Genomic DNA, 23,787 nt, shown 5'->3' on the forward strand with positions numbered 1-23,787 from the left:
TTCGATGGGTGAAAACAGCGGCGAGACGCGTCAGCGCGTCGTCTCGCCCTTGACGAAGAATTCCTTGCGGCCGCGCATCGTTGCGATGTGCTCGACCAGCAATGCGAGATCTTCGGGGGAGTCCAGCGGATTCAGGTGTTCGGCGGCGACCGTCAGCACCGGCGTGCGGTCGTAGTGATAGAAGAATTCGTTGTACGCGTCGACGAGCGCACGCAGGTAGGCATCGCTGATCTGCAGCTCCATCGGCAGGCCGCGCTTCTGGATCCGCGCGAACAGCACCTCGGGGCTCGCCTGCAGGTAGACGACGAGATCGGGCGCCGGTGCCCGGGGCGCGTCGACGTGCGCCGCGAGCGCGCGATAGAGCTGCCACTCGTCGTCCGGCAGGTTCAGCCGCGCGAAGATCTCGTTCTTCTGCGGCATGAAATCGGTGACGACCGGCCGGCCCGTGTCCAGCGCCGCGCTCAGTTCGCGCGCCTGCTGCGCGCGCTGCAGCGCGAACGCCAGCTGCGTCGGCAGCGCATAGCGCGCGGTGTCGCGATAGAAGCGCTCGAGAAACGGATTGTCCTGCGGGCGCTCGAGCAGCGTCTGCATCGACCAGCGTTCGGCGAGCAGGCGGGCAAGCGTCGTCTTGCCGACGCCGATCGGGCCTTCGATCACGAGATAGCGGTGCGGTGCGCGCAGGTCCGGCGCGGTGACGGTCAGCGGTGTCGGGTTCATCGGCAGGGGTTCTTGTCGGCGCCGTCGTCAGCAGCGGCGAGCGCTCTCTGCATCAGGCACTTGCAGGTCTGGACCTTCTCGATGCGCTGGCTCGCGACCGCGGCGAGAAATGCCTCGGCGCGGCCGCGCGCCGGGATGTGGAGCGCCGGGTCGAGCTCGACGAGCGGCACGAGCGCGAACGCGCGGTCGGTCAGGCGCGGGTGCGGCACGATCAGGTCGGGCTCGTCGATCGAGTCGACGCCGTACAGCAGGATGTCGATGTCGAGCGTACGGGGCGCGTTGCGGTACGGACGTTCGCGCCCGAAGTGATGTTCGATCTTCTGGCAAAGGGCGAGCAGCTCGCGTGCGGCGAGCGTCGTGTCGATCTTGACCGCGCAGTTGTAGTAGTCGTCGCCCCCGGCGTCGACCGGGGCCGTGCGATACAGGCTCGACTTGTCGAGCACGGCGACCGTGCGCTGCTGCGCAAGGCATACCACCGCGTCCTTCAAGGTCTGGCGCGCATCGCCGAGATTCGCCCCCAGTCCGAGATATGCAACCGTCATGGCATCACTTCCTACGTCGTTCGCCGGCGCGCGTCAGTCGTCGGAACCGGCCGGGCCGTCCGACGCCTGTTCCGCGCCGTCGGTGTCCTTGCGGTTCTTCGCGCCGCCGCGGCGGCGCCGCTTGCGGGGCGATTTCTCCTTGCTGCCGCCCTGCGTGAGCAATGCCTCGCGCGCGGCCGCGTCGCCTTCGATGAAATCCGTCCACCACTGCCCGACGGCAGGATCCAGCTCGCCGGATTCGCAGCGTAACAGGAGGAAATCATACCCCGCTCTGAATCTTTGGTGTTCCAGCAGCCGCAGCGCGCCGCGGCCGGAGCGCTTCTCGAGGCGCAGCTGCAGGCCCCAGATCTCGCGCATGTCGGCCGAGTAGCGCTTGTGGATCGCGAGCTTCTCGGTCTGCATGTCGAGCACGTCGTCCATCGCGCGATGCAGCGCGGGTACCGGGAACTCGCCGTCGGCCGTGTACTGCTCGAAGCGCTGGCGCATGTCGTGCCACAGCAGCGTCGCGAACAGGAAGCCCGGCGACACCGGCTTGCCGGCGCGCACGCGCGCGTCGGTGTTGTTGAGCGCGAGCGTGATGAACTTCTCGCCCTGCGGCTGTTCGAGCACGACGTCGAGGAGCGGCAGCAGCCCGTGGTGCAGGCCTTCGCTGCGCAACTGCTTCAGGCACGCGAGCGCGTGGCCGGACAGCAGCAGCTTCAGCATCTCGTCGAACAGGCGCGCGGCCGGCACGTTGTTGATCAGGTCGGCGAGCGCGTTGATCGGCTCGCGCGTATGCGGCTCGATGTCGAAGCCGAGCTTCGCCGCGAAGCGCACCACGCGCAGCATCCGCACCGGGTCCTCGCGATAGCGCGTGGCCGGGTCGCCGATCATCCGCAGCAGGCGGGCGCGCACGTCGGCCATCCCGTCGTGGTAGTCGAGCACCGTCTGCGTCGACGGGTCGTAGTACATCGCGTTGATCGTGAAGTCGCGGCGCGCGGCGTCCTCGTGCTGTTCGCCCCACACGTTGTCGCGCAGCACGCGGCCGCTCGCGTCGACCGCGTGCGTGCGGCGGTCGAGTTCGTCGCGCTTCAGGCGCTTCGGCGGCTCGGCCTCGGCAGGGGGCGGATCGACGAGCGCGCGGAACGTCGACACCTCGATCAGCTCCTGGCCGAACTGCACGTGGACGATCTGGAAGCGGCGGCCGATCAGGCGCGCGCGGCGGAACAGGCGCTGGACTTCGGTCGGCGTCGCGTCGGTCGCGACATCGAAGTCCTTCGGCGCGATGCCGAGCAGCAGGTCGCGGACCGCGCCGCCGACGATGAACGCGCGGAAGCCCGCCTGTTGCAGCGTGTCGGTCACGCGCACCGCGTTCTTCGAGATCAGCGCGGGATCGATGCCGTGCACGCTCGCGGGCACGACGGTCGGCTTGTGGTTGCTGCGCGGACGCTTCGCGGCGGCGCCGCGGGCGCCCTTCGCGGTGCGCGGGGCGGGCGCCGCATCGGTGGCGGCGGCGGAGGGCGTTTGCGCGGCGTCGTCCTGGCCGAGCAGCTTGCGGATGAATTTCTTGATCACGACGTTCAGAAGAGATCGAGGATGCGCCAGCCGCGAGCGCGTGCATGCGCGCGCAGCGTGTCGTCGGGGTTGGTCGCGATCGGGTCGGTGACTTTCTCGAGCAACGGGATGTCGTTGTGCGAGTCGCTGTAGAAGTAGCTGTGCGCGAAGTCGTCCCAGTGCTTGCCGAGCGAAGCGAGCCACGCCTCGGTGCGCACGATCTTGCCTTCGCGGTAGCTCGGCGTGCCGGTCGGCCGGCCCGTGTACGGGGAATCGGGGTGGCCGTCGGTCGTCTCGACCTCGCAGGCGATCAGCGTGTCGACGCCGAAGGCGGTCGCGATCGGCCGGGTGATGAATTCGTTGGTCGCGGTGACGACGCAGCACAGGTCGCCCGCGTCGAGGTGCTCGCGCACGAGTTCGAGCGCGGCGGGCGTCATCGCGGGCCGGATCACCTCGTGCATGTACTGCTCGTGCCACTCGGCGAGTTGCGCGCGCGAATACTTCGCGAGCGGCGTGAGCATCGCCGTGAGGTACGCGTGGATGTCGAGCTTGCCGGCCTTGTAGTCGGCGAAGAACTGATCGTTCTGACGCGAGAAGCTTTCCGCGTCGACGATGCCGAGCTTCACCATGAAGCGGCCCCATTCGTGGTCGCTATCGGTCGGGATCAGCGTGTGATCGAGGTCAAAGAGTGCCAGATTAGTCATGGAAGCGCATTTTACTCGAAGCGGTTCGGGCCCGCGCCCGGCGGCGCGATGTCGTCGCCGGGGCGGGCCAGCATTCGGCGCAGCAGCGGCAGCGTGACGGCGCGTTTCTGCTCGAGCGAGAAACGGTCGAGCGCGTCGAGCAGCGCCATCAGGCTTGGCATGTCGCGGCGGAAATGGGTCAGCAGGTAGGCCGCGATGTCGTCGGTGAGCGCGATCCCGCGCTCCTTCGCCGCGAGCTTCAGCACGGCGATCTTGCCGGCGTCGGACGGCGGCGACAGGTGGAACACGAGCCCCCAGCCGAGGCGCGTGCGCAGATCCTCGCGGACGTCGAGCGCGAGCGGCGCCGCGGGGCCCGCCGCGACGAACGCGCTCGACGGATGCGCGCGAACCTCGTTGAACAGGTTGAAGAGCGCGACCTGCTGCGTGTCGCTCATCCGGTCGCAGTCGTCGATCGCGTAGATGCCGATGCGCGGGTCGAACGTGAACGCGCCGAGCGGGCTTTGCGGCGTCAGGTAGCGCGCGTAGCCGTACGACGCGTCGCTCACGAGCGCCTGCAGCAGGTGGCTGCGGCCGCTGCCGGGTTCGCCCCAGATGTAGAACGACCGGTCCGGCACGGGGCCCGCTGCCAGCGCGAGGTCGAGCTTCTGCAGCCGCGTGATGAGCTCGCCGTTTTCCTCGCCCGTGATGAAGTTGTCGAACGTGGCGGGGGGCGGCGTGCCGAGATCGAGCGTCAGTTGACGGGACACAGTCACAATGCGGATCGGTTGGAAAAACGTGCGCCGGGGAGCGCGGTGTCGAAGGCTGCACGCGCGGCCGCACGCACGGCGGCGCGCGGGTTCCGGCGCGGCTCGCTCAGCGGTGAAAACGGGGACGTGTTGGCCAAGATGCAATCCCTGACGAATCGATGCGGGGAATTCCGGCCAGCGGGCCGGCTTCGGGTAAAATCGCATTTTACCGACCTTCTCGCATTCCCCCATGAATCCTCCGAAATCCGCTCCTGACGCTCAAGGTCTGTCCTATCGTGACGCGGGCGTCGACATCGACGCGGGCGACGCGCTCGTCGACAAGATCAAGCCCTTTGCGAAGAAAACCCTGCGCGACGGCGTGCTCGGCGGCATCGGCGGGTTCGGCGCGCTGTTCGAAGTGCCGAAGAAGTATCGCGAGCCGGTGCTCGTGTCGGGCACCGATGGCGTCGGCACGAAGCTCAAGCTCGCGTTTCATCTGAACAAACACGACACGGTCGGCCAGGATCTCGTCGCGATGAGCGTGAACGACATCCTCGTGCAGGGCGCCGAGCCGCTGTTCTTCCTCGACTACTTCGCGTGCGGCAAGCTCGACGTCGACACGGCCGCGACCGTCGTCAAGGGCATCGCGCAAGGCTGCGAACTGTCGGGCTGCGCGCTGATCGGCGGCGAAACCGCGGAAATGCCGGGCATGTACCCGGACGGCGAATACGACCTCGCGGGCTTCGCGGTCGGCGCGGTCGAGAAGAGCAAGATCATCGACGGCAGCACGATCGCCGAGGGCGACGTGGTGCTGGGTCTCGCGTCGAGCGGCATCCACTCGAATGGCTTCTCGCTCGTGCGCAAGATCATCGAGCGCGCGAACCCGGACCTGTCGGCCGATTTCCACGGCCGCTCGCTCGCCGACACGCTGATGGCGCCGACCCGCATCTACGTGAAGCCGCTGCTCGCGCTGATGGAAAAGATCGCGGTGAAGGGGATGGCGCACATCACCGGCGGCGGCCTCGTCGAGAACATTCCGCGCGTGCTGCGCGAAGGCCTGACGGCCGAGCTGGACCAGAAGGCGTGGCCGCTGCCGCCGCTGTTCCAGTGGCTGCAGGAGCATGGCGGCGTCGCCGACGCGGAAATGCATCGCGTGTTCAACTGCGGGATCGGCATGGCCGTGATCGTGTCGGCGGCGGATGCCGACGAAGCGGTCAGCCAGCTGACGGCGGCCGGCGAGCAGGTCTGGAAGATCGGCGTCGTGCGCGCGAGCCGCGAAGGCGAGGCGCAGACGGTCGTGGTCTGACGCGCCGCCCGACGCGCAATGTCACAGGAAGCCGCCCGGAGTCGATCCGGGCGGCTTTTTTTTTCGCCGCGTGCCGGGCGCGGCGGCCGGATTCCGCTCACACGGCCGGACGCTCTCGCGCCGGCCGCGCGTGGGCCAGCAGCGGCGGCACCAGCAGGTTGAGCAATGCGGCCGCGGCCCAGACGAGCCCGGGCCACGCGTCGCGGGTTGCCGCATAGGCCGCGGTGATGACGAGCGGCCCGGCGACGCCGATCAGGCTCGCGATACTCGCGAGCGTGCCTTGCAGTTCGCCCTGCCGGGCGTCGTCGACCTGGCGCGCGAGCATCGCCTGCAGCGCCGGCAGCATCATGCCGCCCGCCGCGAACAGCGGCAGCAGCGTGAACGGCACCCAGGCCGCGTTGGCGAACGCGATGACCACGAGGCCGAGCGCGTCGCCGGCGAGGCCCAGCGCGAGCGCGCGGCGCTCGCCGAGCCGCGCGATCAGCGGCCCGATCGCGAATGCCTGCGCAAGCGCGTGGCATGCGCCGTAACCGGCGAGCGACAGGCCCGCGACCGCCGTCGACCAGCCGAAATGCGCCTGTCCGTACAGGATCCACAGCGTCGCGGGCGCCTGCGACACCAGCGCCACGATCACGTAGACGCCGATCAGCGGGACGAGCGCCGGGCCGCCGCGCAGCCGCCGCAGGCTCGCGAATGCGTTGAGGCTCACCGTGGCGCCGCCGTCGCGCGCGGCCGGCGGCCGCGATTCCGGCAGGCTCCGCCAGACGAGCGCGAGATTGAGCGCGTTGAGCAGCGCCGCGGCGGCGAACGGCGCGCGCAGATGCCACGCGCCGAGCAGGCCGCCGAGCATCGGGCCGGCGATGAAGCCGATCCCCATCGCGGCGCCCAGTTGACCGAAACGGCGCGCGCGATCGGGTTCCGCGGTCACGTCGGTGACGTACGCGGTCGCGACCGCGACGTTCGCGCCCGTGATGCCCGCGATCAGCCGCCCGGCGTAGAGCCATGCGAGCGTCGGCGCATACGCCATCAGCAGATAGTCGAGCGCGGCGCCCGCGAGCGATGCGAGCAGCACGGGCCGGCGGCCGAAGCGGTCGCTCAGCATGCCGAGGACGGGCGCGCACACGAACTGCGCCAGCGCGTACAGCGCGAGCAGCATGCCGTAGTGCGTGTCGGCGCCGCCCGCGCCGGAGAGCGTGCGCAGCAGCCCGGGCAGGATCGGCATCACGAGCCCGACGCCGATCGCGTCGAGCACGACGGTCGTCAGGATGGCAATCATGGAAGGATTCAAGACCGTTCTCTATCGATGATAGAGTAGCGATTATTCCATAACTTCCCTATCGGTGATAGAGATGAAAGACACGGGCGCGCGACTGACGCGCGACACGGTCCTGCGCGCGGCGCTCGAACTGCTCGACGAGGTCGGCATCGATGCGCTGTCGACGCGTCGGCTCGCCGAACGGCTCGGCGTGCAGTCGCCGACGCTCTACTGGCATTTCAAGAACAAGGGGGAGCTGCTCGACGCGATGGCGGACGCGATCATGCTCGAACGGCGCCGCGCGTCGCTGCCGCAGCCCGGCGATGCATGGGATGCGTGGCTCGTCGCGAATGCGTGCAATTTCCGCGAGGCGCTGCTGGCCTATCGCGACGGCGCGCGCCTGCATGCCGGCACGCGGCCGCGCGGGGCGCATTTCGACGGGATTGAATGCAAGCTGGCGCTGTTGTGCGACGCGGGTTTCACGCCGGAGCAGGCGATCGACCTGATGTTCGCGATCGGCCGTTTCGTGGTCGGCTGGGTGCTGGAGGAGCAGGCGGAACCGGAGCGCGCGCCCGATGCGGACGCGCCGGATCCGGCCGCGTATCCGCTCGTCGCGCAAGGGTGGGCCGCGCTGCACGCGCGCAGCCCGGACGACGCGTTCGAGCGCGGCATCGCGCTGATCGTCGACGGCGCGCGTGCGCAACTCGCTGCGCGACGAGCCGGGTGACGACGCGCGCGGTCGCGCGCCGATGCGGTGGCGTCAGTCCGGCGCGCGGCCGTCGAGCACGTGTTCGAGCGCGTCGACCGCTCGCGCGGTCGCATCGGCCGCGACGCAGTCGACGACGATCCGCTCCGGCATCGCGCGCAGCCACGTGAGCTGCCGCTTGCAGAGCTGGCGCGTCGCGAAGATGCCCTTGTCGCGCATCGTCCGATAGTCGGTCACGCCGTCGAGGAATTCCCATGCCTGCCGGTAGCCGACGCAGCGCATCGACGGCAGCCCGAGATGCAGGTCGTCGCGGCGGCGCAGCCGTTCGACCTCGTCGATGAAACCCGCGTCGAGCATCGCGTCGAAGCGCTGCGCGATCCGCTCGTGCAGCACCGCGCGGTCGGAAGGCTCGAGCGCGACCGGCACGAACCGGTAGCGGGCCGCCGCATCGTCCGCGCGGGGCGGCGCGGCGAGCAGCGCCGACATCGGCCGGCCGCTCAGCATGAAGACTTCGAGCGCGCGCTGGATGCGCTGCGAGTCGTTCGGCGCGAGGCGCGCGGCCGTCTCCGGGTCGACCTGCGCGAGCCGCGCGTGGAGGGCCGGCCAGCCGTCGCGCGCGGCATCCGCGTCGAGTTCCGCGCGCACGGCCGGGTCCGCGGTCGGCAGGTCGTTCAGCCCCTGCGTCAGCGCCTTGTAGTACAGCATCGTGCCGCCCGCGAGCAGCGGCGTGCGGCCGCGCGCGGCGATCTCGCCGATCAGGCGCAGCGCGTCGGCGCGGAACTGGGCGGCCGAATACGCGTCGGCCGGGTCGATGATGTCGATCAGGTGATGCGGCGCGCGCGCGCGTTCGTCGCGGGTCGGCTTCGCGGTGCCGATGTCCATGTCGCGGTAGACGAGCGCCGAATCGACGCTGACGATCTCGATCGGCCGGCGCGCCGCGAGCGCCAGCGCCGCGGCCGTCTTGCCGGACGCGGTGGGCCCGAGCAGGCAGGCGATCGTCGTTTGAGCGGAAGACTGCGACACGCTCATTGGCCGCGCATGAACAGGCGGTCGAGGTCGCCCAGCGTGAGCTGGTACCAGGTCGGCCGGCCGTGGTTGCATTGGTCCGCGCGCTCGGTCGCTTCCATCTGGCGCAGCAGCGCGTTCATCTCGTCGAGCGTGAGGCGGCGGTTCGCACGCACCGCGTGATGGCAGGCGAGCGTGCCGAGCAGCTCGTGCTGGCGTTCGGTGAGCACGCGCGAGCCGCCGAACGCGTGCAGGTCGGCGAGCACCGCGCGCGCGAGCGCCTGCAGGTCCGCGTCCTTCAGCAGCGCGGGCACCGCGCGGATCGCGAGCGTCGTCGGCGACAGCACCGCGAGGTCGAAGCCGAGCGATTCGAGCGTTTCGCGCTCCTCCTCGACGGTGCCGATCTCGACCGGCGTCGCGTTCATCGAAACCGGCAGCAGCAGCGCCTGCACCGCGACCGAGCGATCGGAGAGCGCATTCTTGAACTGTTCGTACAGGATCCGCTCGTGCGCCGCGTGCATGTCGACGATCACGAGCCCGTGCGCGTTCTGCGCGAGCACGTAGATGCCGTGGATCTGGCCGAGCGCGAAGCCGAGCGGCTGGTCGTCGTGCGCGGTGTGGGCGAGCGACGGCGCGGCGGCGAATCCCGCCGGCGGTACGACCGGCGCTTCGCCGGCGTCGGCTGCGTCGTGTGCGACCGCCGTCGTGCCGGCCGGCGTGCCCGCGCCGCTGTCCTTGCGGCCGAACAGCGCGTCGTAGAGCGCGAGCGGCTGCGCGACGGGCAGCGTGCCTTGCGTCATCCGCGCCTGGCGCAGCCACGTGCTGCCTTGCGACGGCGTGGGCGCGGGGCTCGCGCCGCCGCTCGCGGCCTGGCCGAGCGGCGTGCCCTGGAACGACGCGGGGCCCGGCGCCGCTGCGATATGCGCGGCGTGGCCGCCGGCGGTGGTTTCGGGCGACGCGCCCGCATGGCGGGCCAGCGCCCGCTGCACCGCGTGGAACACGTACTGGTGGATCGAGCGCGAGTCGCGGAACCGCACCTCGATCTTCGACGGATGCACGTTCACGTCGACGGCCTCGGGCGGCAGGTCGAGGAACAGCACGTAGGACGGGTAGCGGTCGCCGTGCAGCACGTCCTCGTACGCGGCGCGCACTGCGTGCGTCAGCAGCTTGTCGCGCACGAAGCGGCCGTTCACGAAGAAATACTGCTGGTCGGCGCGGCCGCGGCTCGCGGTCGGCAGCCCGGCGCAGCCGTAGACGGCCAGCGGCCCGGCGCGCTCGTCGAGCGGCAGGTACGCAGTTGCGAAGCCTTCGCCGAGGATCTTCGCGACCCGCTGCGTGGGCTCGGTCGCGTTCCAGTGCTCGACGGCCTTGCCGTTGTGCAGCACCGAGATCGCGACGTCCGGCCGCGCGAGCGCCGCGCGGCGGATCATTTCGACGCAATGGCCGAACTCGGTCTGCTCGCTCTTCAGGAACTTGCGCCGCGCGGGCGTGTTGAAGTACAGCTCGCGCACCTCGATCGTCGTGCCGACCGCGCCGGCGGCGGGGGCGAGCACGCCGGTCTGCGCGTCGATGCGCGTCGCGTGCGCCGCATCGGCCGTGCGGCTCGTGATGAACATCTCGGCGACCGACGCGATCGATGCGAGCGCTTCGCCGCGGAACCCGAGCGTCGCGACCGCCTCGAGCTCCTCGAGCGAGCGGATCTTGCTGGTCGCGTGGCGCATCAGCGCGAGCGGCAGCTCGCCGGGCGGGATCCCGCAGCCGTCGTCGGTGATCGAGATGCGCTTGACGCCGCCTTCCTCGAGCACGATGCGCAACGTGTTCGCGCCGGCGTCGAGCGCGTTCTCCAGCAGCTCCTTGACGACCGACGCCGGACGCTCGACGACTTCGCCCGCGGCGATCTGGCTGATCAGCTGGTCGGGCAGGGGCTGGATCGCGCGCAGCGGGCGCGGCGAGTGCGGATCAGGGGCGGGCGTGGCGCCCGCGGCCGTTTCGGTGAATTCGGACATGGCCGAATTATAGCGAGGCCGCCGGCGCGCGCCGGGCCGGCGATCCGTTACGTTTTTTCACGGAGCCTTAAGGCAGTTTCGGTATGATGACTGCGTTTCACGCGCCGCCCTTGCCGGGCGGGCGATTTTGCCCTTTATGCCGTCACCGGCCCGCTTGCCCTGAAGGAACCGCATTTGGATACGCTGCTTCATTTCGTCAATCTCGTCCTGCACATCGACGCATTCCTCGGCGACTTCATCCGGCAATACGGCGCCTGGGTGTATCTGGTGCTGTTCCTGATCGTGTTCTGCGAAACGGGTCTCGTCGTGTTTCCGTTCCTGCCGGGCGATTCGCTGCTGTTCATCGGCGGCGCGTTCGCGGCGACCGGCGAAATGAACGTCGGCGCGCTGATCGTGCTGCTGCTCGTCGCGGCGATCACCGGCAACACCGTCAATTACCTGATCGGCCGCTGGATCGGGCCGAAGGTCTTCAATACGCACATTCCGGTGCTCGAGCGCTTCCTCGACCGCGCGGCGCTGCAGAAGACCCACAGCTTCTACGACAAGCACGGCGGCAAGACGATCGTGCTCGCGCGCTTCATCCCGGTGGTGCGGACCTTCGCGCCGTTCGTCGCGGGCGCTTCGTCGATGAGCGTCGCGCGCTTCCAGCTCTTCAACGTGCTCGGCGCGCTGGTGTGGGTGCTGCTGCTCGTGCTGCTCGGCTACTTCTTCGGCAACATCCCGTTCGTTCGCCAGTACCTGAACGTGATCGTGCTGGCCGGGATCGGCGCGGCGGTCGTGCCGGTCGCGCTCGGCGCGCTGTGGAAGCTCGTGCGCGGCCGCTCTGGCGGCGCGGGCAAGACCAGCGGTCACTGATCCGCGCGGGTCGCGCGGTTCGTCGCGGCAATAAAAAAAGCGTGGCTCGCAAACTGCAGCCACGCTTTTTTCATGTCCGCCGACGCGTCGCGCCGTCACGCGGTGCGGTGCGAAATCGGCGTTTCGGGCGTCGGGTACTGCGCGTCGCGGAACGTCTCGAGGATCACGCGGTTGGTGTCGCAATACACCTGCCAGTAGTTCGCCGGCTGCGTGAACGGGCGCACGAACAGCAGCGGGCCTTCCGGCGTGAACTGCAGCACGCCGACGTCCGGCGCCGGGGTCGTCAGCACGTTCGGGATCGTCTGGATCGCCGACTTCAGGCGGTTGATCGCGTCGACCGCATCGACGCCGTTCGCGATCTTCGCGGACAGGTCGACCCGTCGGTACGGCGTCGCGCTGTAGTTCGCGATGTTGTCCGAAAAGATCTTGTTGTTGCCGACGATCGTGACGATGTTGTCCGGCGTGATGATCGTCGTGCCGAACAGGCCCAGTTCCTTCACGGTGCCGGTGACGCCGCCCGCGTTGATCACGTCGCCGATCTTGAACGGACGCAGCACCTGCATGAACACGCCCGCCGCGAAATGCGCGAGCAGCCCGCCCCAGGCCGTGCCGATCGCGAGGCCGAGGCCGGCGAGCAGCGCGGCGAACGACGTGGTCTGCACACCGAAGATCTGCAGGATCGCGAGGATCAGCAGGACCGTCAGCAGCACGCCGACGACCGAGGTCAGGTAGTCGGAGAGCGTCGGGTCGACCTTGCCGCTGCGTTGCACGATCTTGCCGAGCAGCCGCGTGCCGATGCGGATCGCCCAGCGGCCGACGAACCACAGGGCGATCGCGGCGACGAGATTGAGGCCGAAGTCCAGGCCGCGGGTCATCAGGAATTGCTGGGCGGTGGCGAGGTCCAGGGTCAAGGTTGGTTCTCCATAAGACGTTGAACGGGGGAACGGTCATGCCCGGAAGTGCGGCATGCCGAAAATCCTCGGGCTTTTATAGCCGACGCGCGGCGCCAAGGCAACCGGCCGCGCCACGCCTACGCGTGACGCCGCGGCTCGAACGGCCGCTGCTCGACGTCGCCGCCGCGCGCAATGATCGCCGTGCTTTCCGGAATCTCCTCCCACGCGCCGCGCAGGTCGACGAGCGGCTCGGACAGCACCATGAACGCATCGTCACCCGCTTCGGTGATGCGCGGGTTGTGCGGATACAGTTCGTGCAGGTGCCGGAACGACGTGCTGTGGTACAGCGAGCGCGATTGCCGCTCGCTCGAGTAGCGGACCGCGATGATCTGCTCGCCGTCGGTCACGCAGACCGTCATGTTGAGCGGCAGGTCCACGCGGTGCCGCGCGGCGATGTCCTCGACGACGCCGGCCATCCGCTCGAGCGCCGGGAGCGGCGTTTGTTCGAGGCCGAACGTCAGCGCGAGGCGGAACATCAGCTCCGAATCGGTCGACCCTTCGATCGTCGGGAACAGCGCCGGATCGATCTTCATCGCGAGGTCGCGGTGCAGCTTCGGCAGATCGCGGATCAGGCCGTTGTGCGCGAACAGCCACCGGCCGTGCCGGAACGGATGACAGTTGGTTTCCTGCACCGGCGTGGCGGTCGCTGCACGGATGTGCGCGATGAACATCCGCGAGCGGATCGCGCGCGCGGCTTCGCGCAGGTTGCGATCATTCCACGCGGGATGCACGGAGCGGTAACGGAACGGGAGTTCGTCCGGGTGACCGTACCAGCCGATGCCGAAACCGTCGCCGTTGGTGGTCGTCGCGCCCAGCTCCGAATGCAGGCTCTGGTCGATCAGCGAATGCTTCGCGCGGAACAGGACGGTCTCGAGGTGGATCGGGTTGCCCGTGTAGGCGAGCCAGCGGCACATGGGGCGCTCCTTCTCGGCGGATCGTCCGAGCATGGTAGCCGAGTTCGCCGTCGCCGGGTTCACCGCGGCGGCGGGCGCCCGCCTGCACGCGCTCCGGCGCGCCGGCCGGGGCCGGCCGCCGGAGCCTGCCCTCGGTCGCGGGCTCAGTCGCCCATCGCATCCATCACGCGCGCCGAATAGACGAGCGCTGCGCCCGCGTTCAGCGCGACCGCCACGCCGAGCGCTTCCGCGACTTCCTCCTTCGTCGCGCCGTGCCTGGCGGCCTCGGCCGTGTGCACGGCGATACAGCCGTCGCAGCGCGTCGTGACCGCCACGGCGAGCGCGATCAGCTCGCGCGTCTTCGCGTCGAGATGGCCGGTCTTCGCGCCGGCGCCGGACAGCGCCTTGTAGCCGGCGAGCGTATCGGGCGACAACTTCGCCAGGTCGCCGATGCGCGTCGAGAGTTCCTTGCGATATTCGTTCCAGTTCAGCATGGCTCGTCCTTTTTCACGGGTAGGTGACCGCGGCGGGGGCCGCGTGCTGCGGAGATGCACGGCTATTCTGAGCGTCAGCGGTGATGGTTTCGATACGCTAAAGTGTCAATTTTTAGCGCGGGCGTCTCATGGATGCGCTGAGTCAACTGCTGCTGATGGGCCGCAGCCATGTCGAGCTGGACGTGCGCTGCCTGCTCGACGGCCCGTTCGCGATGGCGCACGACGCGCTGCCGGCCGGCGAGGCCGCGTTCCATCTGCTGTTGGCCGGGCAATGCCGTCTGCGCACGGCGGACGGTCGCACGCTGCGGCTCGTCGAAGGCGATTTCGTGCTGCTGCCCGCGGGCGACGCGCACGAGATCCACGATGCGACGGCCGGCCCGGCGGCCGCCATGCCGATGCGCGAGCTTGCCGCGGCCGGCGGCGCGGTGCTGCCGGTCAAATGCAATACCGACACGCCGGACGGCGCGAGCGTGGATCTGCTGTGCGGGCGCTTCGTGTACGAGCGCGGCGCGGGCGAGCTGCTGATGCGCGCGCTGCCGGGCCTGCTGCACGTCGGGCTGGGCGAGCCATCCGGGCTCGCATCGCTGCAGATGCTCACCGGGGTGCTGCGCGCCGAGGCGTCGAATCTGCAGCCGGGCGCCCGCGCGATCGTCAACGCGCTCGGCCAGGCGTTGCTCGCGTATGCGCTGCGCGCGTACGGCCGCGACACGCAGGTGCCGTCCGGCTGGCTCGCGCTCGCCGCGGATGCCCGGCTCGGGCCGTCGATCCAGGCGGTGATGCAGGCGCCCGCGCAGCCGTGGACGGTCGCGTCGCTCGGCGACGTGTCGGCGATGTCGCGCGCGACCTACGCGCGGCATTTTCGCGAGAAGGCGGGGATGAGCGTCGGCGCGTTCGTTACGCGGATCCGGATGATGCACGCGTGCGCGTTGCTGCGGGACACGCGCCGCGGGCAGGCGGAGATCGGCCAGGCGGTCGGCTACCAGTCGGAGGCGGCGTTCGGCAAGGCGTTTCGCGAGGTGTTCGGCACGACGCCGGGGCGCTGGCGGCGCGCGCATCGCGGCGAGTGAGCGCGCCGGCGGCGGGTTGTCGATGCAGGGGCCGACGCTGGCCGCCGACCCGGACATCGTCCGGCGCCCGCGGCCGGGCGACAGATCGATTCGGACGACAGACGGCCTGGCTGCCGCGTTGCGGCGGCCGGTTCGTCGCGGGCCGTCGATCCGGTCATTTCATGTGACAAAACTGCTACCATGCTCGCGATTCATTTCAACAAGAAAGAGAGGGCAACACCATGAACCAGACCACTATCCAGCAGCCGTCGTTCGCGTTTGTCGCGGCCTCGTGGGCGGCATTGATCGCGGGCTTCGCCGCGTTTCTCGTCGGGCTCTGGAACGCGGGCATGCAGCTCAATGAAAAGGGCTACTACTTCACCGTGCTGGTGTTCGGCCTGTATGCAGCGATCTCGCTGCAAAAGAGCGTGCGCGATCGCGCCGAAGGCATTCCGGTCACCGGCATCTACTACGGGCTGAGCTGGTTCGCACTGCTGCTCTCGATCGCACTGCTGATCGTCGGCCTGTTCAACGCGACGCTGCAGCTCAGCGAAAAAGGCTTTTACGCGATGTCGTTCGTGCTCGCGCTGTTCGGCGCGGTGACCGTGCAGAAGAACACGCGCGACCTGCAAGGCGCGAAGCCGCGGCCGACCGACATCGACCCGGCGCAGCCGACGCAGGAGTGAACGCAGGGTAGACGCTGTCCGCCTGTCTACATCGGAATCCTTGCTATTGGCAGAGCGGGATGCGCCGGATGGCGCGCAATACCCGAAGGGCGGGCAGTGACGACGCGTCGAGCTGCACGCCCGCCGGCCGGACCGGCGTTGACCGCATCTTCCCGGATATGACGTCGCGCTCAGAGATCGCTGCGTTTCTCCGACGCGAGCGTGAACTGGAGCAGATCCCAGGCGTTCAGGTGCGCCTGATTGGCAAGGCCGGCGTGCTGCCGTACTTCATCCAGTTGCGAATCGTCGTTGTCACGCGCGTCGCGCTGGAGAGCGGACTGGGCGGCGCTCGCATGAACGCGGGCACGCGTCGCATGTTCGCGCGCCTTCCTGGCGCGCTCCCGAACCAGCTGCTTTCTGGACAGCGTGCTCGGAAGGTCGTCAGCCGCACGTTCGCTGGTCGCATGCTCGTTGGCCGCACGCGTCGATCCAGCCGAGGCCAGTCGTTCGAGCTCGGTGGCGCACGCATCCGCGGCACGCGCGTCCAGCGTGGCAAACCGGGCCGCTTCTTGCGCGGTGTCGCGTACCGTATCGTGCGGATGAAGAAGCGCGTGATTTCCGCGCGCCGGCGCCCGCGTGCCGCCGGGCAGTCCCTTGCACCATGCCCGCATCAGCCGCGGCGATGCGACCGTGAGCAGGATTACCGTACCAACGACGCTGATCAGAATGGTCATCGACATTGCGTGCGTGCGACGAGTGAAGTGGGCACAGGAGAAATCGACAGGCGATTCATGCGTGTCGCGCTGCCGATCCGCGACACGCTTGAACACGATCACGCCGACGAGTCGATCAGGAACTGTTCGCGGCTCTGCCCGTTGATCCACAGGGGCTCGCGGCCGCGGCCGCTCCATGTCGCTCCGCTCTGCGGGTCACGGTACTTCGGCGGAACCGGGCCGCGCTTCACGCGCCGACGCGGCTTGCGCGGCAGATCGCCGAACAGGTCCCTGGGCGTCAGGTCGTACAGCGCGATCGCGTCCCTGATCCTCGATACGGCGGCTTGTTTTTCTTCCAGCCGGACCGACTCGGCGTGTGCTTGAAGCATTTCTATTTGCGCCTGGAGCTCTCGATAGGTTGTCACGGTATTCCCATTGCGGTGTCATCGATCCGCCAACGGCCCCGATTGGATCGCTGTCGGGGCGCTGTCGAATCTGGAATGCAAAACGTGTCGGACGCAGCATCCGGGGCATCGTCTAAACCGGATGCGCGACGGATGCCGCTTCGAGTCGTTGATTGGCCGCCAGCTTCATCCGGATTGCGGCAGGCGACCCTGTCGTGTGAGGCTCGAGCCGTCCTTCGCACGGGGCGGGTGTTTCGATTGCAGGAAGCATCGGCGATACCGCCGGCATGGCGGTCGGGGGCGATGCCGCATTCCGCTCCCATGTCGGAATGCAGGAATCAACCGGCCCGATCGCGTGCTGGTGTTGCAAGAATGCAATGCCTGTCTTAACGAAGATAATATGGATGAAGCGGTGACCATTTAAAACTAGTAAATATGACAGGAAGATTGTTGTTTTTTTGGCTGGATGCGCGTGGATGCCGACCTGTCAGCGGTGCCGCCGATCCGTTGCGGCGGGCTTGCATGAAATAATCAAACGGATTTGCTTTATTTGCTTTTATGATGCCGTATTGCGCTTGTCACGCTCAGGCCGGGTCGGTCGTCGACTTGAGCCGGTTATCAAGGGATGAAAAGAAATGGCTACGGTATCATGGCGAAGTTGGCGGCGTAACCGGCAATCAAGCCCTCGCGCATTTAAATAATCGCACTAAATTTATCGAAAAATAAAATACTGAAATCGAAAATTCAAAGACATGAACTCGCTATCCAATCAAGGCACCCTGGAGCTCGGCAAGCAATCCAAGTACGAGTCGATTTACAACCCGGAAAAGCTCTATGCGATTCCGCGCACGATCAAGCGCGAGGAGATCGGCATCACGGATACGCTGCCGTTTTTCGGCGTCGACGTATGGAATCACTACGAGGTGTCGTGGCTCACGCCCCGCGGCGTGCCGCGCGTCGCGATCGCGACGATCGTCGTGCCGTGCGCGTCGCCGAACGTGATCGAATCGAAATCGATGAAGCTGTACTTCAACACGTTCAACAACACGTCGTTCGAGAGCCGGGAGGAAGTCGAGCGCATCGCTGCGAGCGATCTGTCGCGCTGCGCCGGTGCACCCGTTTCGGTCACGCTCGAATCGCTCGAATACGCCGCCGCCTTGCAGATCGGCGCGCCGGTCGGCACCTCGATCGACGAGCAGGACATCGACATCGCGCAGTTCAGCGTCGACCGGCAACTGCTCGCGACGCATGACGAGCACGTCAGCGAAACGCTCTATTCGAACCTGCTGAAATCGAACTGTCTCGTGACGGGCCAGCCCGATTGGGGGACCGTGTCGATCGAGTACGAAGGGCGCCGCATCGACCGCGACGCACTGCTCCGGTATGTCGTGTCGTTCCGCAATCACGAGGAATTCCACGAGCAATGCGTCGAGCGGATCTTCAAGGACATCCAGGATCAATGCGCGCCGGCCCGCCTGACCGTGTCGGCCCGCTATACGCGCCGGGGTGGCCTCGACATCAATCCGGTGCGCAGCAGCGCGCCCGTTCAGGACGTTCCGAATACGCGCCTGATCCGACAATGACTTCGCACCGCGAGCCGATCATGGAATCCGCTTCTCACGAAATCGAAGCCGTCATCGAGCCGTCGCTCGAGAGCGATGCGCTGCAGGTCCTGGTGCGGGTGCGCGATTCCGGCACGACGTTCAAGATGTCGCCGCGCGAGCTGAACACGAAGGCGTGGCTCGACAAGTTCTCGCGCGAGGACGTGGCACACATCGGCTTCCTGAACGCTGCCACGTATACGGACCAGCCCATCCCCCTGTCGTACTTTCCGACGCGCAAGCATCAGCTGACGCCCGCCGTCCTGCTGCTTGCGCTGCTTTATGCAGGCTTCCTGATGCTGTCGAACGTGACGGGCGCGCGCGTCATCGCGGTCACGCTCGATGGCATCACCTTCGGCATTCCGGCCGCGCTGATCGCGTTTCCGATGACCTATGCGTTCAGCACGATCATCACGGAAGTGTACGGATATCGGGTCAGCCGGATGGTGATCTGGGGCGGTCTTGCCGTGAACCTGATGTTCATCATCGGGACCTGGCTCCTGTCGTTGCCGCCGGGCTTGCCCAGCTGGGAGGCGCAGAATCCGACGCTCGCCGCGGCCTATCCGGCGCTCGCGCTGGAGTTCGCGCGGACGTTCGTCGCGTCGACCGTGGCCTACTTCTGCGGCGAATTCGTCAACACGACCTTTCTCGCCAAGCTCAAGATCGCAAGCGCGGGCCGCCATCTGTGGGCGCGCATCGTGTCGAGCACCGGCGTCGCGATCGTGATCGACAGCACGCTGTTCTGCATGATCCTGTTCTGGGGCCGGCTGCCGAACGATGTCGTGCTGACGATGATCGGCGTTCAGATCGCGGTCAAGGTGACCTACGAGCTCGTGCTGCTGCCGGTCGTCACGACGGCTTCCAGGCGCCTCAAGCAAATGGACCAGATCGACTACTACGACTATCACACGAGCTTCAATCCGTTCTCGTTCAAGGATTGACCAGGCGCGACTCGGTGACGACGCCGAGCACCACGACGCTCGCTCCGAAAGCGTTGATCATGTCTGCCGGCGAAGGGGCGAGGCCTTTGAGCCAGACCGCTTCGCCGTCCTTGGTGACGCGGCGCAGCGTCGGCTCGCCGCCGTCGATCGCGGCGACGACGACCTGTGCGTCGCGAAACGCGACGCCCGGCTCGACGATCACGATCGAGCCTTCGCGGAATCGCGGCGCCATCGACGGCTTCGTGCGCGCCGCGAACGTGCCCGGCCTGCGCGGCGTGTCGACGGTCAGCCAGCGCGTGTTGCGCGCGACGTCGTAGACGCCGCGCGCATAGCCGAGCATCTCGTCCCAGTCGAGAATCGGAATCGGATAGACCCGCTCGCTCTGAAGCAGATACCCGACGGTCGATCCGAGCGCATCGGCGATCGCCATGACGGTGCTGATGCGCGGGTCCTCGGTCGCCATCGACAGCACGCGGCTCAGCGTCGCGGGCGACACGCCGGTCTTGCGGGCGAGGTCGGCGTCACTGAGGCCTTGCCGCTGCATCAGCGCGCGTATTCTCGCGACCATCAGGACCAGCCGCTGGCTCATTTCCATAGTGCGTTCTTGCCTCTCCCGGCGTGCTTGCGTCATTTTAGGGGCAGGCCGGGGCGCCGCGTGGGGCGGGGCTCAAAAGGGGTGATCGTACCCTAACAAGTTTGTAATGTGCGAGGTCGGTCGCGACGGCCGTTCCCGGGGACTCAATTGGCGTGATGAAAGCAGGCAAGTCGAAATCGCGCATCTGGCCATTGGCATTCAGGCTGACGGTCGGCGCGAATGACGATTTGTTCGACCGCCTTGCCCGCAACAATGCGGACAGGTTCACGGATCATGCGCTTGTCCGGGAGTGACCGCGAATTCGAAGGCGATTCGCATGCGTCGCTGTCGTCGATGCGACAGAATCAGTTTTTTAAAATCTCGCGCAGAGTACAGGCGGACGGATCAACTCAGCTCGCCATTTTACGGAAATCGAAAGGGCTCATGTTCAAGGCTATCGCAGGCATTGTGATCGGAGTCGTTTTTCTCGTGATCGCGGCTTTTACTGCGCGGTCGACATGGGATTTTCTGCGGACGGCGATCGCGGTGCCTGGGGAGGTCGTCAGCTTGAATGCGGGTGGCAGCCATCCCCAGGTTGAATTTGTGACAAGAACCGGCGAACGCATTTCCTATCCGCAGGGCGGGATGATCTACGGAACGAAGGTCGGCGATAAGGTAACCGTGTTGTATCAGCCGGAGGCACCCTCCCGGACGGCCACCATTAACCCGTTTGGCGCGGTGTGGAACTGGACGCTGTTGGCGTTGATTTCTGGCGTCGGGTTCATCTTCTTCGCGCTGGTGAACTTCCCGCCCAGAAAATAACAGCGCCTGAGAGGACGCGGGCCGTGAGACCGATTTCTATTGTGGTGGCGTGGGTGTGGGGCTGGGCTTTGGTCTTCGCATTCCGAAGATCAAGCTTCCGAGATTCGCGTTGCCGGAGATCAGGATTCCGAAAATCGCCGGGCGTGAAGCGGGAGGGGCAGGCTTAAACGAGAAAGGTATCTTTGGTTCGGCAGCCAAGGAGCAGGCTGAAGCGATGGCGGCTGACCAGATGAGGACATTGGCTGCGTTGCATGATCCGACATGGTTGCCGGTGGCAAGGACGTTATCGCCATGATGCATCTTGGCGCTGCGGCGTATCTTGGGGCACTCCGACCTCAAGATGACCATGCGTTACGCGCACTTCGCACCAGATCATCTCGAGGAAGCCCGGCGGCTGAATCCGCTAGCGAAAGGGCGGGGCAGAGTGTCCCTGACAGGGCCACTCTGGTGGCAAGACGAAACGCCGCCGAAGCTGCGTTGGAAGTTTGGGCAGCCTGAAAAGAAAAAGGGCTTAGCATTGCTGCTAAGCCCTTTCCGTACATCTTGGTAGGCCGTGCGTGACTCGAACACGCGACCAACGGATTAAAAGTCCGCTGCTCTACCAACTGAGCTAACGACCCAAAGAATAAAATTATAGCTGTGGGTTGCGAACCTGTCAACAACCCCCGGCCATCGTTATTTGATGGTCTGCAGCTTGCCTTGTGCCGTCTGCGCCGCGCTCGTTCCGTTGTACTGCGAAACGACCTGTTCGAAGGTCTTCTTCGCCGCCGCCTTCTGGCCTTGTTCGAGCTGGTTCGTGCCGATCGCGACGAGCGCGTCGGCCGCGCGCGGATGCTGCGGGAACTTGCTCACGATACCCTGCCACGTCGCCGTCGAGCCGCGGTAGTCGCGCAGCGCATACTGCGCATTGCCGAGCCAGTACTGTGCGCTCGGCTGGTACGGGCTCTGCGGATACTTGGCGATGAAGCTGCGGAACGACGCGGCGGCAGCCTTGAAATTGCCGTCGCGGAACTGCTGCTGCGCCGCATTGAACGCATCGGTCTCGCCCGGCTGCACGGTGCCTTCGACACCGTCGACCGTCTTCTGCTCCGGCTCGAACTTCTTGAGCCGCGCATCGAGATCCGTGTAGTACTCCTTCTGCTGACGTTCCAGCGTCGTGAGGCGGTTCGTCAGATCCTCGTTCTCGCCGCGCAGCGTCGCGACCTGCTGGTTCAGCTGGTCGAGGCGGGCGGTCTGATCGAGGATCGTGCGTTGCGCCGCCGTGAGCTGGCTCGCAAGATTGTCGCTCTTGCTGCGCAGATCGAGCACGGCGCGACGCGCCTCGTTGTCGTCGAACATGCCGGCGTGCGCCGGCGCGGCCGACCACGCCGCGCCGACGACGCAGAGGGCTGCGGCCACGCGCAGCCAGGATTCACGGTGCGTCATACAGCGAACCTTCCGTTACTTACTGTTGGTAGACGAGATCCGAGCGGCGATTCTGCGCCCACGATGCCTCGTCGTGACCCGTTGCCTGCGGCTTTTCCTTGCCGAGGCTCACGGCTTCCATTTGCGAATCGGCGACGCCGAGCAGCGCCATCGCGCGGCGGACGGCTTCCGCACGCTTCTGGCCCAGCGCGAGGTTGTACTCGCTCGTGCCGCGGTCGTCGGTGTTGCCCTGGATCAGCACGTGACGCTGCGGATGGCTCTTCAGGTACTGCGCGTGTTGCTGCATCAGCGGCTGATATTCATCCTTCACCGAGTAGCTGTCGAAATCGAAGTAGATGCTGCGCTTCGCGAGCGGGCTGTTCGGGTCGTTCAGCGGATCGACCGTCACTTGCGCGACGTTCTCGGGGTTCGGCTGCGTGCTAATCGCACCGGCGTTGGCCTTCTCGTCGAGCTTCACGCCCGACTTGCATGCTGCCAGCGCGCCGACCATCATCACGGCCAGGGCCAGACGAACTTTTTTCGACATCATGGTTACTCTCCTTGTGGTCATTGCATGAAGGGTCCCCACGACGGCTCGCGTACGGAGCCGCCCTGGACGGACAGAATCTGCGGCGGCGCACTGCCGTCGGATGGGACGGCGGCCAGCACGTTGCGGCCACCCGACTGGGTGGCGTACAGAACGTATTGGCCGTTCGCCGCGAAGCTGGGCGACTCGTCATGACTGGTATTCGTGATCGCGTTCGCCGCGCCCGTCTGCAGATCCTGAACGTACAGCTTGAAGCCCCCGCCCGTGCGGGAGATGTAAGCAAGCAGCTTGCCGTCCGGGCTGACGCGCGGACTCGTGTTGTAGCTGCCGGTGAAGGTCACGCGCTGGGCCGCACCGGCGCTTTCGCCCTGGGCGGGCATGCGGTAGATTTGCGGCGCGCCGCCGCGGTCGCTCGTGAAGTAGATCCAGCGGCCGTCCGGAGAGTAGAACGGCTCGGTGTCGATCGAATTGCTCTGGGTCAGCCGGCGCAGGCCGCCGCCGGTCGAGTTGACCGCATAAATCTGCGTGTTGCCCGTCAGCGACAGCGCGACCGACAGCGTCTGGCTGTCCGGCGACCACGCCGGCGCGCTGTTGTTGCCCTTCTGGTCGGAAACGATGTAGCGGCGGCCGGTCGGCAGGTCGTGGATGTAGACGATCGGCTTCCTGCGCTCGAACGACACGTATGCAACCTTCGTGCCGTTCGGCGACCACGCCGGCGAGATGATCGGCTCGGTGCTCGACAGCGCGATGCGCGGGTTCTGGCCGTCCGAATCGGAAATCTGCAGCTGGTAGCGGTTGCCGGACTTGATCACGTACGACAGGCGCGTCGCGAACACGCCGCGCGTGCCGAGCAGTTTCTGGTAGATGTAGTCGGCGATCTTGTGGCCGGCCGTGCGCAGCGTGCCGTCGTTCGCCGTCAGCGACAGGCCGCCGAGGCTTTGCTGCTTGACGGTGTCGTACAGGATGAAGTTGACCTTGTACTGGCCGTTCGCGTCGCGGTTCACGCTGCCGGCGACGAACGCATTCGCGCCCTTGGCTTTCCATGCGCCGAGGTCGACCGATGCGGTCTCGGGCACCGGCGTGCTGCCGGCGTCGATGTTGGTGAATTTGCCGCTGCGGGCGAGGTCCGCGCGGACGATCGACGTGACCTGCTGCGGCAGGCCCGCCTCGTTCGCGAAATTCGCGGTGGCGATGGGGAACTGGGTCGAACCGACGCCGGTGATCAGCACGTTGACCTGCGCGTTAGCGGCGCTGCCCGCCGCAATCAGACACGAGGCCACGAGTGCCCTGAAACCTAGCTTCGTCATCAAACTCATGCTTCTTGCTTCCCGTATGACTTGTATCGCTGCGCAACCGCACAGACTGTAAAAATACCC

At 67.0% G+C, this 23,787-nt stretch carries 27 protein-coding genes and 1 tRNA gene; 9 read left to right on the plus strand and 19 right to left on the minus strand.

What is annotated here, in order from left to right:
- Positions 1-30: 30 nt before the first annotated feature.
- From ACFIMZ_RS04145 to hda, 5 genes are read right to left on the minus strand one after another with little or no spacing between them, the layout of a single operon-like run.
- Positions 31-717, minus strand: a complete 687-nt coding sequence (locus ACFIMZ_RS04145) for a deoxynucleoside kinase (protein WP_431821515.1) — start codon at positions 715-717, stop codon at positions 31-33.
- Entirely contained in the window at positions 714-1,259 is a 546-nt protein-coding gene (folK, locus tag ACFIMZ_RS04150) for a 2-amino-4-hydroxy-6-hydroxymethyldihydropteridine diphosphokinase (protein WP_084900875.1), read from the minus strand. The genes ACFIMZ_RS04145 and folK overlap by 4 nt, the downstream gene beginning before the upstream one ends.
- A 33-nt stretch (positions 1,260-1,292) precedes the next feature.
- Complete coding sequence (gene pcnB, locus ACFIMZ_RS04155; protein ID WP_431821516.1) at positions 1,293-2,813, minus strand: polynucleotide adenylyltransferase PcnB; 1,521 nt, start codon at positions 2,811-2,813, stop codon at positions 1,293-1,295.
- Between the two features lie 5 nt (positions 2,814-2,818).
- Entirely contained in the window at positions 2,819-3,496 is a 678-nt protein-coding gene (locus ACFIMZ_RS04160) for an HAD family hydrolase (protein ID WP_431821517.1), read from the minus strand.
- A gap of 11 nt (positions 3,497-3,507) precedes the next feature.
- The gene (hda, locus tag ACFIMZ_RS04165; protein WP_431821518.1) at positions 3,508-4,248 is read right to left on the minus strand and encodes a DnaA regulatory inactivator Hda; all 741 of its coding nucleotides are present in this window, start codon (positions 4,246-4,248) and stop codon (positions 3,508-3,510) included.
- Positions 4,249-4,471: 223 nt separating this feature from the next.
- Between hda and purM the strand changes: the two genes are divergently transcribed.
- The gene (gene purM / locus ACFIMZ_RS04170; RefSeq protein WP_431821519.1) at positions 4,472-5,527 is read left to right on the plus strand and encodes a phosphoribosylformylglycinamidine cyclo-ligase; all 1,056 of its coding nucleotides are present in this window, start codon (positions 4,472-4,474) and stop codon (positions 5,525-5,527) included.
- A gap of 97 nt (positions 5,528-5,624) precedes the next feature.
- On the opposite strand, the gene tet(64) is transcribed toward purM, so the two are convergent.
- Complete coding sequence (gene tet(64) / locus ACFIMZ_RS04175) at positions 5,625-6,815, minus strand: tetracycline efflux MFS transporter Tet(64) (protein ID WP_431821520.1); 1,191 nt, start codon at positions 6,813-6,815, stop codon at positions 5,625-5,627.
- A 61-nt stretch (positions 6,816-6,876) separates the two neighbouring features.
- Between tet(64) and tetR the strand changes: the two genes are divergently transcribed.
- Positions 6,877-7,509, plus strand: a complete 633-nt coding sequence (gene tetR, locus ACFIMZ_RS04180; RefSeq protein WP_431821521.1) for a tetracycline resistance transcriptional repressor TetR — start codon at positions 6,877-6,879, stop codon at positions 7,507-7,509.
- A gap of 33 nt (positions 7,510-7,542) precedes the next feature.
- Here tetR and miaA read toward each other — a convergent pair whose 3' ends face one another.
- Both miaA and mutL read right to left on the minus strand, forming a co-directional pair.
- Positions 7,543-8,517, minus strand: a complete 975-nt coding sequence (gene miaA / locus ACFIMZ_RS04185) for a tRNA (adenosine(37)-N6)-dimethylallyltransferase MiaA (RefSeq protein WP_431821522.1) — start codon at positions 8,515-8,517, stop codon at positions 7,543-7,545.
- Positions 8,514-10,499, minus strand: coding sequence for a DNA mismatch repair endonuclease MutL (gene mutL / locus ACFIMZ_RS04190; RefSeq protein WP_431821523.1), 1,986 nt, complete (start codon positions 10,497-10,499; stop codon positions 8,514-8,516). Before mutL ends, miaA begins: the two co-directional genes overlap by 4 nt.
- A gap of 174 nt (positions 10,500-10,673) precedes the next feature.
- On the opposite strand from mutL, the gene ACFIMZ_RS04195 reads away from it, so the two are divergent.
- The gene (locus ACFIMZ_RS04195; protein ID WP_431821524.1) at positions 10,674-11,354 is read left to right on the plus strand and encodes a DedA family protein; all 681 of its coding nucleotides are present in this window, start codon (positions 10,674-10,676) and stop codon (positions 11,352-11,354) included.
- A 95-nt stretch (positions 11,355-11,449) separates the two neighbouring features.
- On the opposite strand, the gene ACFIMZ_RS04200 is transcribed toward ACFIMZ_RS04195, so the two are convergent.
- The 3 genes from ACFIMZ_RS04200 to ACFIMZ_RS04210 all read right to left on the minus strand — a co-directional run bounded on the left by ACFIMZ_RS04200 (position 11,450) and on the right by ACFIMZ_RS04210 (position 13,694).
- Positions 11,450-12,229 (minus strand): mechanosensitive ion channel family protein, encoded by a 780-nt coding sequence (locus ACFIMZ_RS04200; RefSeq protein ID WP_431822423.1) that lies wholly within the window; start codon positions 12,227-12,229, stop codon positions 11,450-11,452.
- Positions 12,230-12,384: 155 nt separating this feature from the next.
- The gene (locus tag ACFIMZ_RS04205) at positions 12,385-13,221 is read right to left on the minus strand and encodes a class II glutamine amidotransferase (RefSeq protein WP_431821525.1); all 837 of its coding nucleotides are present in this window, start codon (positions 13,219-13,221) and stop codon (positions 12,385-12,387) included.
- 143 nt (positions 13,222-13,364) lie between these two features.
- On the minus strand, positions 13,365-13,694 hold the full coding sequence (locus ACFIMZ_RS04210; protein ID WP_010091464.1) for a carboxymuconolactone decarboxylase family protein: 330 nt from the start codon (positions 13,692-13,694) through the stop codon (positions 13,365-13,367).
- A 128-nt stretch (positions 13,695-13,822) separates the two neighbouring features.
- Between ACFIMZ_RS04210 and ACFIMZ_RS04215 the strand changes: the two genes are divergently transcribed.
- Together ACFIMZ_RS04215 and yiaA are read left to right on the plus strand one after the other, a co-directional pair.
- Entirely contained in the window at positions 13,823-14,761 is a 939-nt protein-coding gene (locus ACFIMZ_RS04215; RefSeq protein ID WP_431821526.1) for a cupin domain-containing protein, read from the plus strand.
- A gap of 221 nt (positions 14,762-14,982) precedes the next feature.
- A complete protein-coding gene (gene yiaA, locus ACFIMZ_RS04220) occupies positions 14,983-15,426 on the plus strand; it encodes an inner membrane protein YiaA (protein ID WP_431821527.1) in 444 nt (147 codons plus the stop codon).
- Between the two features lie 170 nt (positions 15,427-15,596).
- On the opposite strand, the gene ACFIMZ_RS04225 is transcribed toward yiaA, so the two are convergent.
- Both ACFIMZ_RS04225 and ACFIMZ_RS04230 read right to left on the minus strand, forming a co-directional pair.
- Positions 15,597-16,241 (minus strand): hypothetical protein, encoded by a 645-nt coding sequence (locus ACFIMZ_RS04225; RefSeq protein ID WP_431821528.1) that lies wholly within the window; start codon positions 16,239-16,241, stop codon positions 15,597-15,599.
- Positions 16,238-16,507, minus strand: coding sequence for an H-NS family nucleoid-associated regulatory protein (locus ACFIMZ_RS04230; protein WP_431821529.1), 270 nt, complete (start codon positions 16,505-16,507; stop codon positions 16,238-16,240). The genes ACFIMZ_RS04225 and ACFIMZ_RS04230 overlap by 4 nt, the downstream gene beginning before the upstream one ends.
- 767 nt (positions 16,508-17,274) lie before the next feature.
- Between ACFIMZ_RS04230 and queF the strand changes: the two genes are divergently transcribed.
- The gene (gene queF / locus ACFIMZ_RS04235) at positions 17,275-18,105 is read left to right on the plus strand and encodes an NADPH-dependent 7-cyano-7-deazaguanine reductase QueF (RefSeq protein ID WP_431821530.1); all 831 of its coding nucleotides are present in this window, start codon (positions 17,275-17,277) and stop codon (positions 18,103-18,105) included.
- Positions 18,106-18,125: 20 nt separating this feature from the next.
- On the plus strand, positions 18,126-19,064 hold the full coding sequence (locus tag ACFIMZ_RS04240) for a queuosine precursor transporter (RefSeq protein ID WP_431821531.1): 939 nt from the start codon (positions 18,126-18,128) through the stop codon (positions 19,062-19,064).
- Here ACFIMZ_RS04240 and ACFIMZ_RS04245 read toward each other — a convergent pair.
- Together ACFIMZ_RS04245 and ACFIMZ_RS04250 are read right to left on the minus strand one after the other, a co-directional pair.
- Positions 19,054-19,659 (minus strand): LexA family protein, encoded by a 606-nt coding sequence (locus ACFIMZ_RS04245; protein WP_431821532.1) that lies wholly within the window; start codon positions 19,657-19,659, stop codon positions 19,054-19,056. The genes ACFIMZ_RS04240 and ACFIMZ_RS04245 overlap by 11 nt on opposite strands.
- Before the next feature lie 143 nt (positions 19,660-19,802).
- On the minus strand, positions 19,803-19,934 hold the full coding sequence (locus ACFIMZ_RS04250; RefSeq protein WP_431821533.1) for a hypothetical protein: 132 nt from the start codon (positions 19,932-19,934) through the stop codon (positions 19,803-19,805).
- Positions 19,935-20,082: 148 nt separating this feature from the next.
- Here ACFIMZ_RS04250 and ACFIMZ_RS04255 point away from each other — a divergent pair, with 148 nt between their 5' ends.
- The gene (locus ACFIMZ_RS04255; RefSeq protein ID WP_431821534.1) at positions 20,083-20,460 is read left to right on the plus strand and encodes a DUF3592 domain-containing protein; all 378 of its coding nucleotides are present in this window, start codon (positions 20,083-20,085) and stop codon (positions 20,458-20,460) included.
- A gap of 55 nt (positions 20,461-20,515) precedes the next feature.
- On the plus strand, positions 20,516-20,755 hold the full coding sequence (locus ACFIMZ_RS04260) for a hypothetical protein (protein ID WP_431821535.1): 240 nt from the start codon (positions 20,516-20,518) through the stop codon (positions 20,753-20,755).
- A 249-nt stretch (positions 20,756-21,004) separates the two neighbouring features.
- Here the strand turns inward: ACFIMZ_RS04260 and ACFIMZ_RS04265 are convergent.
- From ACFIMZ_RS04265 to tolB, 4 genes are all read right to left on the minus strand, one after another.
- Positions 21,005-21,080, minus strand: a tRNA-Lys gene (locus tag ACFIMZ_RS04265).
- A 55-nt stretch (positions 21,081-21,135) separates the two neighbouring features.
- The gene (gene ybgF / locus ACFIMZ_RS04270) at positions 21,136-21,885 is read right to left on the minus strand and encodes a tol-pal system protein YbgF (protein ID WP_431821536.1); all 750 of its coding nucleotides are present in this window, start codon (positions 21,883-21,885) and stop codon (positions 21,136-21,138) included.
- A gap of 19 nt (positions 21,886-21,904) precedes the next feature.
- Positions 21,905-22,414: a peptidoglycan-associated lipoprotein Pal gene (gene pal / locus ACFIMZ_RS04275; RefSeq protein WP_431821537.1), complete on the minus strand. Its 510-nt coding sequence runs from the start codon at positions 22,412-22,414 to the stop codon at positions 21,905-21,907.
- Positions 22,415-22,431: 17 nt separating this feature from the next.
- The gene (tolB, locus tag ACFIMZ_RS04280; protein ID WP_431821538.1) at positions 22,432-23,727 is read right to left on the minus strand and encodes a Tol-Pal system beta propeller repeat protein TolB; all 1,296 of its coding nucleotides are present in this window, start codon (positions 23,725-23,727) and stop codon (positions 22,432-22,434) included.
- Between the last annotated feature and the right edge of the window lie 60 nt (positions 23,728-23,787).

The organism is Burkholderia sp. F1 (assembly GCF_050813845.1).
GTDB lineage: Bacteria > Pseudomonadota > Gammaproteobacteria > Burkholderiales > Burkholderiaceae > Burkholderia > Burkholderia ubonensis.

Bases quoted from the DNA above. Each gene is read 5' to 3' on its own strand.
- ACFIMZ_RS04250 (WP_431821533.1), bottom strand. From the start codon at position 19,934: ATGATCCGTGAACCTGTCCGCATTGTTGCGGGCAAGGCGGTCGAACAA.
- ACFIMZ_RS04240 (WP_431821531.1), top strand. From the start codon at position 18,126: ATGGAATCCGCTTCTCACGAAATCGAAGCCGTCATCGAGCCGTCGCTC.
- mutL (WP_431821523.1), bottom strand. From the start codon at position 10,499: ATGTCCGAATTCACCGAAACGGCCGCGGGCGCCACGCCCGCCCCTGAT.
- purM (WP_431821519.1), top strand. From the start codon at position 4,472: ATGAATCCTCCGAAATCCGCTCCTGACGCTCAAGGTCTGTCCTATCGT.
- tolB (WP_431821538.1), bottom strand. From the start codon at position 23,727: ATGAGTTTGATGACGAAGCTAGGTTTCAGGGCACTCGTGGCCTCGTGT.
- ACFIMZ_RS04200 (WP_431822423.1), bottom strand. From the start codon at position 12,229: ATGACCCGCGGCCTGGACTTCGGCCTCAATCTCGTCGCCGCGATCGCC.
- ACFIMZ_RS04230 (WP_431821529.1), bottom strand. From the start codon at position 16,507: ATGCTTCAAGCACACGCCGAGTCGGTCCGGCTGGAAGAAAAACAAGCC.
- ybgF (WP_431821536.1), bottom strand. From the start codon at position 21,885: ATGACGCACCGTGAATCCTGGCTGCGCGTGGCCGCAGCCCTCTGCGTC.
- queF (WP_431821530.1), top strand. From the start codon at position 17,275: ATGAACTCGCTATCCAATCAAGGCACCCTGGAGCTCGGCAAGCAATCC.
- ACFIMZ_RS04160 (WP_431821517.1), bottom strand. From the start codon at position 3,496: ATGACTAATCTGGCACTCTTTGACCTCGATCACACGCTGATCCCGACC.
- ACFIMZ_RS04215 (WP_431821526.1), top strand. From the start codon at position 13,823: ATGGATGCGCTGAGTCAACTGCTGCTGATGGGCCGCAGCCATGTCGAG.
- yiaA (WP_431821527.1), top strand. From the start codon at position 14,983: ATGAACCAGACCACTATCCAGCAGCCGTCGTTCGCGTTTGTCGCGGCC.
- ACFIMZ_RS04205 (WP_431821525.1), bottom strand. From the start codon at position 13,221: ATGTGCCGCTGGCTCGCCTACACGGGCAACCCGATCCACCTCGAGACC.
- tetR (WP_431821521.1), top strand. From the start codon at position 6,877: ATGAAAGACACGGGCGCGCGACTGACGCGCGACACGGTCCTGCGCGCG.
- ACFIMZ_RS04210 (WP_010091464.1), bottom strand. From the start codon at position 13,694: ATGCTGAACTGGAACGAATATCGCAAGGAACTCTCGACGCGCATCGGC.
- ACFIMZ_RS04255 (WP_431821534.1), top strand. From the start codon at position 20,083: ATGTTCAAGGCTATCGCAGGCATTGTGATCGGAGTCGTTTTTCTCGTG.
- miaA (WP_431821522.1), bottom strand. From the start codon at position 8,517: ATGAGCGTGTCGCAGTCTTCCGCTCAAACGACGATCGCCTGCCTGCTC.
- folK (WP_084900875.1), bottom strand. From the start codon at position 1,259: ATGACGGTTGCATATCTCGGACTGGGGGCGAATCTCGGCGATGCGCGC.
- pal (WP_431821537.1), bottom strand. From the start codon at position 22,414: ATGATGTCGAAAAAAGTTCGTCTGGCCCTGGCCGTGATGATGGTCGGC.
- ACFIMZ_RS04245 (WP_431821532.1), bottom strand. From the start codon at position 19,659: ATGGAAATGAGCCAGCGGCTGGTCCTGATGGTCGCGAGAATACGCGCG.
- ACFIMZ_RS04145 (WP_431821515.1), bottom strand. From the start codon at position 717: ATGAACCCGACACCGCTGACCGTCACCGCGCCGGACCTGCGCGCACCG.